The organism is Enterobacter cloacae complex sp. 6730903 (assembly GCF_048283985.1).
Lineage (GTDB): Bacteria > Pseudomonadota > Gammaproteobacteria > Enterobacterales > Enterobacteriaceae > Enterobacter > Enterobacter hormaechei_C.
Map to the genome: position 1 here is coordinate 1 of NZ_JBLVXX010000009.1, position 10,986 is coordinate 10,986.

At 61.7% G+C, this 10,986-nt stretch carries 9 protein-coding genes and 1 pseudogene; 3 read left to right on the plus strand and 7 right to left on the minus strand.

All coding sequences use genetic code 11. The annotated features are described in order from the left end of the window. Positions 1–122: 122 nt before the first annotated feature. The 7 genes and pseudogenes from lsrG to lsrA form a co-directional block, all read right to left on the minus strand. Entirely contained in the window at positions 123–416 is a 294-nt protein-coding gene (gene lsrG / locus ACNQ0W_RS06485; RefSeq protein ID WP_047734751.1) for a (4S)-4-hydroxy-5-phosphonooxypentane-2,3-dione isomerase, read from the minus strand. Next, positions 413–1,300, minus strand: a complete 888-nt coding sequence (gene lsrF, locus ACNQ0W_RS06490; RefSeq protein WP_032660401.1) for a 3-hydroxy-5-phosphonooxypentane-2,4-dione thiolase — start codon at positions 1,298–1,300, stop codon at positions 413–415. Before lsrF ends, lsrG begins: the two co-directional genes overlap by 4 nt. Before the next feature lie 11 nt (positions 1,301–1,311). Beyond that, on the minus strand, positions 1,312–2,313 hold the full coding sequence (gene lsrB / locus ACNQ0W_RS06495; protein WP_062933387.1) for an autoinducer 2 ABC transporter substrate-binding protein LsrB: 1,002 nt from the start codon (positions 2,311–2,313) through the stop codon (positions 1,312–1,314). Position 2,314: 1 nt separating this feature from the next. Next, positions 2,315–3,223 (minus strand): annotated as a pseudogene (gene lsrD, locus ACNQ0W_RS06500) (autoinducer 2 ABC transporter permease LsrD); the annotation flags it as partial. Between the two features lie 13 nt (positions 3,224–3,236). Continuing rightward, complete coding sequence (locus tag ACNQ0W_RS06505; protein WP_417933175.1) at positions 3,237–3,395, minus strand: hypothetical protein; 159 nt, start codon at positions 3,393–3,395, stop codon at positions 3,237–3,239. Then, positions 3,396–4,427: an autoinducer 2 ABC transporter permease LsrC gene (gene lsrC, locus ACNQ0W_RS06510; protein ID WP_062933389.1), complete on the minus strand. Its 1,032-nt coding sequence runs from the start codon at positions 4,425–4,427 to the stop codon at positions 3,396–3,398. Beyond that, positions 4,424–5,911, minus strand: a complete 1,488-nt coding sequence (lsrA, locus tag ACNQ0W_RS06515; protein WP_062933390.1) for an autoinducer 2 ABC transporter ATP-binding protein LsrA — start codon at positions 5,909–5,911, stop codon at positions 4,424–4,426. Before lsrA ends, lsrC begins: the two co-directional genes overlap by 4 nt. A gap of 215 nt (positions 5,912–6,126) precedes the next feature. Between lsrA and lsrR the strand changes: the two genes are divergently transcribed. From lsrR to ACNQ0W_RS06530, 3 genes are all read left to right on the plus strand, one after another. Further along, positions 6,127–7,098 (plus strand): transcriptional regulator LsrR, encoded by a 972-nt coding sequence (gene lsrR, locus ACNQ0W_RS06520; RefSeq protein ID WP_062933391.1) that lies wholly within the window; start codon positions 6,127–6,129, stop codon positions 7,096–7,098. A gap of 32 nt (positions 7,099–7,130) precedes the next feature. Further along, a complete protein-coding gene (gene lsrK, locus ACNQ0W_RS06525) occupies positions 7,131–8,726 on the plus strand; it encodes an autoinducer-2 kinase (protein ID WP_062933392.1) in 1,596 nt (531 codons plus the stop codon). Between the two features lie 178 nt (positions 8,727–8,904). Beyond that, entirely contained in the window at positions 8,905–10,926 is a 2,022-nt protein-coding gene (locus ACNQ0W_RS06530; protein WP_116329983.1) for an NADPH-dependent 2,4-dienoyl-CoA reductase, read from the plus strand. The last annotated feature ends 60 nt before the right edge of the window (positions 10,927–10,986 follow it).

The window sequence follows — 10,986 nt, forward strand, 5'->3', positions numbered from 1 at the left end:
TGCGTACTACGACCGAAAAACCCAGAGTGTGCTCCGGATAGACTGAAAAGTGTTACCTATGTTCCCGGTCTGATCTGTCACCTATGTATCCGGTCATACAGCAGCGCCACCGGGCAAAGCCGCTACTCCGGCAACAACCCGACAAAACTGCGTTTTTTGCGCGGCTCTGACATCAGCTCTTCAAGCTTATCCACGCACGCCAGATAGTGTGGCGTTTGCTTATGCGCCAGCACCGCCGCTTCGTCTTTATAGGCTTCGTAGATAAAGAAGCGGGTTTTCACCCGCGGGTCCTGCAAGACATCAAAGCGCAGGTTGCCCGGTTCCTTGATCGCCCCCTCGTGGTTGGCGCGAAACACCTCCAGAAACTCGTCCACCCGCTCGGGTTTAATATTAATCTCCACCAGCGTCACGTTCATTTTGCTTCTCCCTGTTTCTCTTCCTGCCAGAACTGGAACGCCTCCCGGGCGCTCATGTTCTCATGAACTACTTTCTTCACCGCCTTCAGCATGGCGAGTGGCGCGCTGGACTGGAAGATATTGCGCCCCATGTCCACGCCGGACGCCCCCTGGTCAATCGCCCGCCAGCACATCTCCAGCGCCTCGTGCTCCGGCAGCTTTTTGCCTCCGGCGATGACTATCGGCACCGGGCAACTGGCGGTCACTTTTTCAAAGCCCTCGTCCACGTAGTAGGTTTTGACGAACTGCGCCCCCATTTCGGCGGCGATGCGGCTGGCAAGCGAGAAATAGCGCGCGTCACGCGCCATCTCTTTCCCCACGCCCGTCACCGCCAGCGTCGGCATGCCGTAGCGCGCCCCCGCGTCCACCAGCTTGATGATGTTGTTGATCGACTGATGTTCAAATTCGCTTCCGATATAGACCTGCGCCGCCACCGCGCAGACGTTCAGGCGCAGGGCGTCTTCCATCGCCACCGCCACGCACTCGTTGGACAGCTCGCCCAGAATCGAGTTACCGCCGGAGGCGCGCAGCACCACCGGTTTGTTGGTCGCGGCAGGTACCTGGCTCCTGAGGATGCCGCGGGTACACATCAGCACGTCGGTCTCACCAAACAGCGGCGCGATGGAGAGGTCGATACGCTCAAGACCGGTGGTCGGCCCCTGAAAGTAGCCGTGGTCAAAGGCCAGCATCACCGTGCGGTTGCTCTGCGGATTGAAGATGCGCGAAAGCCTCGACTGCATGCCCCAGTCCAGCGAGCCGCAGCCCTTCAGGGTGTACGGCACATTCTGCTGCGGCGTACCGATGCCAAAATCCTTGCCGTCTTTGATGTCGTCTAAATCAGCCATTTGCTCCCCCGTCAGAAATCGTATTTGTTGATGTTCTCTTTGGTGAACACCACCCGCTCCGGCAGCAGCACAATGCCGTTGCCCTTCGCCTCATACTGGTAGCCCTGCACGCTGTTCGGCTCGACCTTCAGCGTTCCGATATCTTTCACGTCGACGCTGTCGCCAGGGTTAAGATCGCCTTTTTTCAGTAAACGATCGGCGACATTGACCGCAATTTTGCCCTGTTGCACCACGTCCCACAGGCCGAAGGCTTTCACCGTGCCGCGCTCAACGTACGGACGCATCACGTTCGGCGTGCTGAAGCCGACAATCGCCACCCCTTCCCGCTTCAGGTTTTCCGCCGCCTGTGCCGCGGCTGGCAGGGCGTTGGCGTCCGGGGCGATGATCGCATCCAGATCCGGATAGGCTTTTAAGATCCCTTCGGCGGTTTGCAGAGATTTGGTGGCGTCGTTATAGCCAAACTGGGTGGTCACAATCTGCCACTGGGGATGGTCTTTCTCGATTTTGGCCTTCGCCTCTGTCACCCACTGGTTCTGGTCGGTAACGGTCGGGCTGGAGTAGAAGAACGCCACTTTCGCGTTCGGCTTGGTGACCTGCTTGCCCGCCATGTCCACCAGCAGGCCGCCGAGCTGTTCCGGCGTGCCCTGGTTGATATAGATGCTGCGGCACTCCGGTTTGGTGTCGGAGTCCCAGGTCAGGACCTTCACGCCGCGCTGCATCGCGCGCTTCAGCGCCGGGCAGAGACCGTCCGGCGACACGGCAGAGACGATGATGGCGTTATAGCCCTGGTTAACGAAGTTATTGATCAGCTGCACCTGGCCGGAGACGCTCGGCTCGGTCGGGCCGTCGTAGGTCACGTCCACGCCAAGATCTTTCCCCGCCTCTTTCGCGCCGTTGCCGCCGCTGGTGAAGAAGCCCACGCCCACCAGCTTCGGGATAAAGGCAATGCGGTCCGCCGCCTGCGCCGAAGCGAAGCTGAGAGCCATTGCCAGGACGAGCAGTTTTGTTTTCATCTTACGCTCCGGATAGTTTTCTGAAGAGAGAACGCACCCATTCGCGGTGCAGACTCAGCGAACGCCCCATCACCACCACAACCAGCAGCGCCCCTGACAGCGCGCTCGACACCTGGTTGGGGATGCCGACCATCTGTAAACCCTGTTGCAGGTACCCCACCAGCAACGCCGCCAGCGCCGTACCGACAACCGAACCTGAGCCGCCGTAGATATTGGCCCCGCCGAGCACGGCGGCGGTGAGCGCGGGCATCAGTAAATCGCGCCCCAGATCCGAGCGCGCGGAACCGAAATAGGAGACCATCACCAGCGCGGCAACCGCCGAGGCCACCCCCACCAGGCCGTACAGCGCATACGGCATGCCGTTGACCGACAGCGCCGCATAGCGCGCCGCGCGCGGGTTCTGGCCGATTAAAAACAGATGCCGACCAAAGCGCCCGCGGTGGGTAATCAGCCAGAAGAAAAACGTAATCACCGCGAACAGCACCAGCGGGATCGGCAGGCCCATCACCGTGAGGTTAGCGAAGGCGGTGAAGCTGTCCGGGAAGCCGCCGATCCCCTCATAGCCCGTCGCCCCCGCCATGCCGGAGAGCAGCAGCGCCCCGCCGCCGTAGAGGTAGAGCGTGCCGAGGGTAATGACCAGTGGGCTGATGCCGGTGTAGTGGATCAGCGCCGCATTCACCAGCCCGCACAGCAGGCCGAGCAGCAGCGTCAGAGGGATGGCAACCGCCATCGGCCACCCTGCCTGCATCATCACCCCCAGCGCGATGGCGCACAGGCCGATGGTTGAGCCGAGGGAAATATCGATCCCGCCGCTGATGATCACCAGCGTAAGCGGCAGCGCCACAATGCCGATGCAGATGAAATCGCTGGTGCTGAACAGCAGCATGTTGATGTCGAGCATGCGCGGGTTAATGGCCCATTTTTCAAGCAGAAGACGGCATACCAGATAATGGCGTATGTCTCGTGGGCTCGGAGATGTGTATAAGAGACAGGATGTCGAGCATGCGCGGGTTAATGGCGCCGAAGAGCAGGATCTCCAGCACCAGTAAAATCAGCAGCGCGCTTTCCCAGTTAAGCCTCATTTACGCCACCTCTTTTTTGCGTTCTGGAAACGGGGTAACGTGCTTTCCCCCTTTGTTACCCGGCTGGAAACGGCTGTATTTCAGCGCCCGCTGATGCCGTGAGAGCGCCTGACGCAGCCGCCCGTCGAGCACCAGCACACCCAGCAGCACCAGCCCGGCGATAAAGTCGTTCCACCACGCCGGGAGCCTGAACAGCACCAGCACGGTATCGATTTGGGTGAGGAAGAACGCGCCGAGGAAGGCGCCGACCAGCGTGCCGGTGCCGCCCAGCAGCGAGATGCCCCCCAGCACGCAGGCAGCGATGGCTTTCATCTCCAGCCCGCTGCCGGTCTGGTTGGGCACAAAGCCTATCTGCGCGGCAAAGACGATCCCGGCGCAGGCCGCCAGCATGCCGTTGAAGGTAAAGGCGATCATGCGGGTGCGGTTCACCGCCACGCCCAGCTGGCGCGCGGCGGCGAGGTTATCCCCCACGGCGTAAAAATCACGCCCGAACGCGGTGCGCGACAGCGTCCACGCGCCGGTGGCCGCGATAATCAACACCAGCATGCCGAGCGGCGAAATGCCGACGGCGGCAGGCTCAGAGAGGGATTTCAGCCCCGGCGGCAGCCCTTCAATCCACTTCCCGCCGGTCCAGAGCAGCATCGCCCCGCGATACAGCCCCAGCGTGCCGAGGGTGGCGACAATCGCCGGAATGCGCAGCCCCACCACCAGAAACCCATTGAACGCCCCCGCCAGCGCGCCGATCGACAGCGCGAAGAGAATGGAAACGGGCAGGCTGTAGCCGCTGTTCAGCGCCACGCCGACGGCAATGGCGGACAGCCCGACCGTGGAGCCGACGGAGACGTCAATATTGCGGGTCAGCATCACCAGCGCCGCGCCGATGGCCAGCAGGATCAGGATCTGCGAGCTGGCGAAGATCATCCCCAGCGTCTGCAAACTCAGGTACGACGGATTGAGCGCCACCAGCACGGCGAACAGCGCCAGAATGGCGAGAAACGCGCTCAGCTCGCGGTTTTTCAGTAAGATCTTCATGATTGCCCTCCAAACGCCAGCGCCATCATCCGGTCGAGGCTGACGGCCTGGCGCGGCAGCTCGCCACTGAGCACGCCCTGGTGCATCACCAGCACCCGATCCGCGAGGCCGGGAAACTCATCGAGATCGCTTGAGATCATCAGCACCGCCACGTTCTGCGCCGCCACGCTTTTCAGCAGCTGATAAATATCGGCGCGCGCCGAGACATCCACGCCGCGCGTCGGTTCATCGACGATCAGCAGCAGCGGGTTGGCCTCCAGACAGCGCGCCAGCAGCACCTTCTGCTGATTGCCGCCGGAGAGCGTGCGCACGGTTTGATCCGCATGATTGAGCTTGATCCCCAGTGCCCGGTGATAGCGTTCCACTACCGCGGACTCCCGCTTGCGCTGCTGCCAGAGAGACGGCTCGTTCAGCGCCACGGTGTTCCAGCGGATCGGCGCGTCGAGAAACAGGCCGGACACCTGCCTGTCTTCCGGCAGATAGACCAGCCCTTTTTGCAGGCGTGAACTGACCGGATCGGCGGTGATCTCCTGGCTCTCCAGCCACACCCGCCCGCCGCGTACCGGACGCAGACCGTAGAGCGTTTCGGCAAACTCGGTGCGCCCGGACCCCACCAGCCCGGCCAGACCGACGATCTCCCCGGCGTAAATCTCAAGGCTGAGATCGATAAAGCCCTCTCCGGTGAGCGCTTCCACGCGCAGCACGGGAAAATCCTGCGCCTGGGTGCGGCGGTTGCCCGGCAGCGCCAGCCACAGCTTTTGCGTATCGCTCAGGGATGTCTCCCGGCTTACCGGCGTCATGGCGGCGATCAGGGCGTTATCGTCAAATTGCGCGGTTTCGCCGCTGAGCACCACCGCGCCGTCGCGCATCACCGAGACGTGACTCGCCAGCTGCCGAATCTCCGGCAGCTTATGCGAGATAAAAACAATCCCGACGCCAAGATCCTGCAAGGCGCGGATCTGGCGGAACAGGCGCTCGGTTTCACCGGGCGTCAGCGAGGCCGTGGGTTCATCGAGGATCAGAATTCTGGCATTACGCATCAGCCCGCGCAGGATCTCCACCATCTGCTGGTCCGCCACCTCGAGGGTGCTGGCGGTGGCGTCGAGGTTAAGCTGGCATTGCAGCTGCCGGAGTTTTTCCGCCAGACGTTTTTCCCGATCGCGCTCTCGCGGCAGACGAAACAGGATGTTTTCCCGCACCGTCAGGTTGGGAAACAGCAGCGGCTCCTGCGGCACCAGATAAATGCCTAACCTGTGCGCCTGCGCCGGGGTAAGCCGTGCAAAAGACTCACCCGCCACCGAAAGTTCACCGCTATCCGGGGTTTCCACCCCGGCGATGATCTTCATCAGCGTCGATTTTCCCGCACCGTTACCGCCCATCAGCGCATGCACCTGCCCCGCAAGCAGCGTGAAATCAATGCCTTTTAAGACCGGTACGCCTGAAAACTGCTTGCTGATATCACGCGCGTCGAGAAGTGGTGTCATCATCGCTCCGCTATTGAACAAATGATTTTTAGATTTAATAATGTTCAAAAGCGTAGACGGTGAACTATATTTACAACCGTGCAGGGATCACAGTTTTATCGATTGAGATTCAGATAAAGCGGAAACGATCGAAAAGATCCGTTTTGTCGCGTGGCTCACATTTTCACGTCGCACCATCACGAACATATGATCTAAATTTTTATAAGAGTTCAATTATGAGCGATAAACGCACTGCGGAAGAAGGACGGTTTGCCGGGCTGGCACTGGCGGAAGAGGAGCTGGTGGCGCGCGTGGCCTGGTGCTACTACCACGACGGGCTGACCCAGAACGACATCGGCGAACGGCTCGGGCTGCCGCGTCTGAAGATCTCCCGCCTGCTGGAGAAAGGCCGTCAGTCCGGGGTGATCCGCGTGCAGATCAACTCCCGCTACGAGGGCTGTCTGGCGCTGGAAACGGAGTTGCAACAACGATTTGGTCTGAAGCTGGTGCGCGTGATGCCCGCCCTGAATACGCCGCCGATGAACGTGCGATTAGGCATTGGCGCGGCACAGTCGCTGATGGGCGTACTGCAACCCGGCCAGCTGTTAGCGGTGGGTTTCGGTGAAACCACCATGAGCAGTCTGCAACACTTAAGCGGCTTTATCAGCTCGCAGCAGATCCGCCTGGTGACGCTCTCCGGCGGCGTCGGGCCGTATATGACCGGTATCGGCCAGCTGGATGCGGCCTGTAGCGTCAGCATGATCCCCGCCCCGCTTCGCGTGTCATCCGCTGAAGTCGCCGGGATCTTAAAGCGCGAAACCAGCGTGCGGGACGTGATCCTCGCCGCCACCGCCGCTGACGTGGCGGTGGTCGGGATTGGCTCGATAAACCAGCGCCGCGACGCGACGATACTGCGCTCCGGCTATATCAGCGAAGGTGAACAGCTGATGTACGCCCGTAAAGGCGCGGTGGGCGATATCCTTGGCTATTTCCTCAATGCCGAAGGGGAATGCGTTGAGGAGCTGGAGATCCACAAAGAATTACTGGGCGTCACGCTCGATGAACTGGCGCAACTGCCCACCATCGTCGGCGTGGCCGGAGGGGAAGAGAAAGCCGATGCGATTTATGCCGCACTGAAGGGTCGCCGTATTAATGGCCTGGTGACGGAAGAGACGACAGCCCGCGCGGTGCTGGCTCTGGCCGGATAAGAGCAGCCCTGCGCCTGACACGAGGCAAGCTCATGAGTTACCTTTTAGCGTTAGATGCAGGGACAGGCAGCGTTCGCGCCGTGATTTTCGATTTACAGGGCAACCAGATTGCCGTTGGCCAGGCCGAGTGGAAGCACCTGAGCGTGGAGAACGTGCCAGGATCGATGGAGTTCGACCTCGACACCAACTGGCGGCTGGCCTGCCAGTGTATTCAGCAGGCGCTGGAGCGCGCGCGGCTCAGCGCGGCGGATATTCAGTCCGTCGCCTGCTGTTCGATGCGCGAAGGGATTGTGCTGTACGACCGCAACGGCGAGGCTATCTGGGCCTGCGCCAACGTCGACGCCCGCGCCAGCCGCGAGGTGGCCGAACTCAAAGAGATCCACGACTACCGGTTTGAATCCGAAGTGTATGACGTTTCCGGCCAGACGCTGGCCCTCAGCGCCATGCCGCGCCTGCTGTGGCTGGCGCATCATCGTCCGGATATTTATCGTAAAGCCGCCACCATCACCATGATCAGCGACTGGCTGGCGGCGAAGCTTTCCGGCGAGCTGGCGGTCGATCCGTCCAATGCGGGCACCACCGGCATGCTGGATCTCTTCTCCCGCGACTGGCGTCCGGCGCTGCTCGACATGGCCGGGCTGCGCGCCGATATTCTCTCTCCGGTGAAAGAGACCGGCACCGTGCTGGGGGCGATTACCAGACAGGCCGCGCAGCAGAGCGGCCTGCGTGAAGGCACGCCGGTGGTGATGGGCGGCGGCGACGTGCAGCTGGGCTGTCTGGGGCTGGGCGTGGTGCGCGCCGGACAAACCGCAGTTCTCGGCGGCACCTTCTGGCAGCAGGTGGTGAATCTGCCGCAGGTGCGCACCGACCCTGAGATGAACATCCGCGTAAACCCGCACGTCATCCCCGGCATGGCGCAGGCGGAGTCGATCAGCTTCTTTACCGGGCTAACCATGCGCTGGTTCCGTGACGCCTTCTGCGCCGAAGAGAAGCTGATTGCCGAACGAATGGGAATGGACACCTACTCCCTGCTCGAAGAGATGGCGAGCCGCGTCCCGGCGGGCTCCCACGGCGTGATGCCGATCTTCTCCGACGCGATGCACTTTAAGCAGTGGTATCACGCCGCGCCGTCGTTTATTAACCTCTCCATCGACCCGGAAAAGTGCAACAAAGCGACGCTGTTCCGCGCGCTGGAAGAGAACGCGGCGATCGTCTCGGCCTGCAACCTGGCGCAGATTTCCCACTTCTCCGGCGTGACGTTTGAGAGCCTGGTGTTTGCGGGTGGCGGGGCCAAAGGCGCCCTGTGGAGCCAGATTTTAAGCGACGTTACCGGGCTGCCGGTGCGCGTGCCGGAAGTCAAAGAGGCAACGGCGCTCGGCTGTGCCATTGCCGCAGGAACTGGCGCGGGGCTGTTTGCGGATATGGCTTCGACGGGCGAGCGGCTGGTGAAGTGGAGCCGCGAGTTCACGCCAGACCCTCAGCACCGGGAACTGTACGACGGCATGATGCAGAAATGGCAGGCGGTGTACGCCGACCAGCTCGGGCTGGTGGACAGCGGGCTGACCACGTCGATGTGGCAGGCGCCGGGGCTGGTGCGGGCATCCCCCTCACCCCGGCCCTCTCCCTAAGGGAGAGGGAGATTAAGTCCCCTCTCCCTGTGGGAGAGGGTTAGGGTGAGGGCATCAGGCCACACCAATATTTGAATCCCATCACATTCACTGCATTCCCCTTTTCCCTTTTACTCCCCGCTGGCTAAATTAGTAACTCATCCGACCACATAACAATAATTTTACACTGGAAGAGACTATGAGCCGCTACCCGTCGCTATTCGCCCCCCTCGATCTTGGGTTTACCACCCTTAAAAACCGCGTGTTAATGGGCTCAATGCACACCGGGCTGGAGGAGCGTCCGGACGGGTCTGAACGTCTGGCAGCCTTCTATGCCGAGCGCGCGCGCCACGGGGTGGCGCTGATTGTCACCGGCGGCGTAGCCCCTGCTCCTACCGGGGTGACGATGGAGGGCGGCGCGGTGTTGAACGATGCGTCACAGCTGCCGCACCACCGCATTGTGACCGACGCGGTCCACCGCGAGGGCGGCAAAATCGCCCTGCAAATTCTGCATACCGGGCGCTACAGCTATCAGCCGAACCTGGTTGCCCCCTCGGCTATTCAGGCGCCGATTAACCGCTTTGCTCCCCATGCCCTCAGCCACGACGAGATCCTGGCGCTGATAGACGATTTTGCCCGCTGCGCGGCGCTGGCGCGGGAAGCGGGCTACGACGGGGTGGAGGTGATGGGCTCGGAAGGCTATCTGATCAACGAATTCCTCGCCGCACGCACCAACCAGCGCGACGACGAATGGGGTGGCGACTATGCCCGCCGGATGCGTTTTGCCGTGGAGGTGGTGCGCGCGGTGCGTGAACGTGCGGGTACGGATTTTATTATCATCTTCCGCCTGTCGATGCTCGACCTGGTGGAAGGCGGCGGCACCTTCGACGAAACCGTGCAGCTGGCGCAGGCGATTGAAGCCGCTGGCGCCACCATCATCAACACCGGGATTGGCTGGCACGAAGCGCGCATCCCGACCATCGCCACGCCGGTGCCGCGCGCGGCGTTCAGCTGGGTAACGCGCAAGCTGAAAGGTATAGTCTCCGTTCCACTGGTCACCACCAACCGCATTAACGATCCGCAGGTGGCGGAGGATGTGATCTCCCGCGGCGATGCCGATATGGTGTCGATGGCGCGTCCATTCCTCGCGGATGCCGAACTGCTCTCCAAAGCGCAAAGCGGCCGTGCGGATGAGATCAACACCTGCATCGGCTGTAACCAGGCGTGTCTGGATCAGATCTTCGTCGGCAAGGTCACCTCCTGCCTCGTTAACCCCCGCGCCTGCCATGAAACCAAAATGCCGATCGTTCCTGCGACCAACAAGAAACGTCTGGCCGTAGTGGGGGCTGGTCCGGCGGGGCTGGCATTCGCGGTCAATGCCGCTTCCCGCGGGCACAGCGTAACGCTGTTTGATGCGCTGGCGGAGATCGGCGGGCAGTTTACTATCGCCAGACAGATCCCCGGCAAAGAGGAGTTCTACGAAACGCTGCGCTATTACCGCCGGATGATCGAGGTGACGGGTGTCGAGCTACGGCTCAACCATTTTGTCAGCGCGGCGGATCTGATCGGTTTCGACGAGGTGATCCTGGCAAGCGGGATCGTACCGCGCACGCCTGCGATCGAGGGCATCGATCATCCGAAGGTATTGAGCTATCTGGATGTATTAAGGGACAAAGCGCCGGTTGGCGAGAAGGTGGCGATCATCGGCTGCGGCGGGATCGGTTTTGATACCGCGATGTATTTAAGCCAGCCGGGCGAAGCCACCAGCCAGAACATCGCTGAGTTCTGCGTAGAATGGGGCATTGATACCAGCCTCAGTCAGTCCGGCGGCTTACGCCCGGAAGGGCCGCAGTTGCCGAAAAGCCCGCGTCAGATTGTGATGCTCCAGCGTAAAGCCAGCAAGCCGGGTGAAGGGCTGGGGAAAACCACGGGCTGGATCCACCGCGCCACCCTGCTCTCGCGCGGGGTGAAGATGATCCCCGGGGTGAGCTACCAGAAGATCGACGACGACGGGCTGCACGTGCTGATCGGCGGTGAGCCGCAGCTGCTGCGCGTGGATCATGTGATTTTGTGTGCCGGCCAGGAGCCGAAGCGCGATCTGGCGGATCCGCTGCGCGAGGCGGGGAAAACGGTGCATTTGATTGGCGGGTGCGATGTGGCGATGGAGCTGGATGCGCGGCGCGCGATTGCGCAGGGGACAAAACTGGCGCTGAGTATTTAACGGCATCGCCCGGTGGCGCTTCGCTTACCGGGCCTACAATGGCCTCGGACCCGTTGGCCC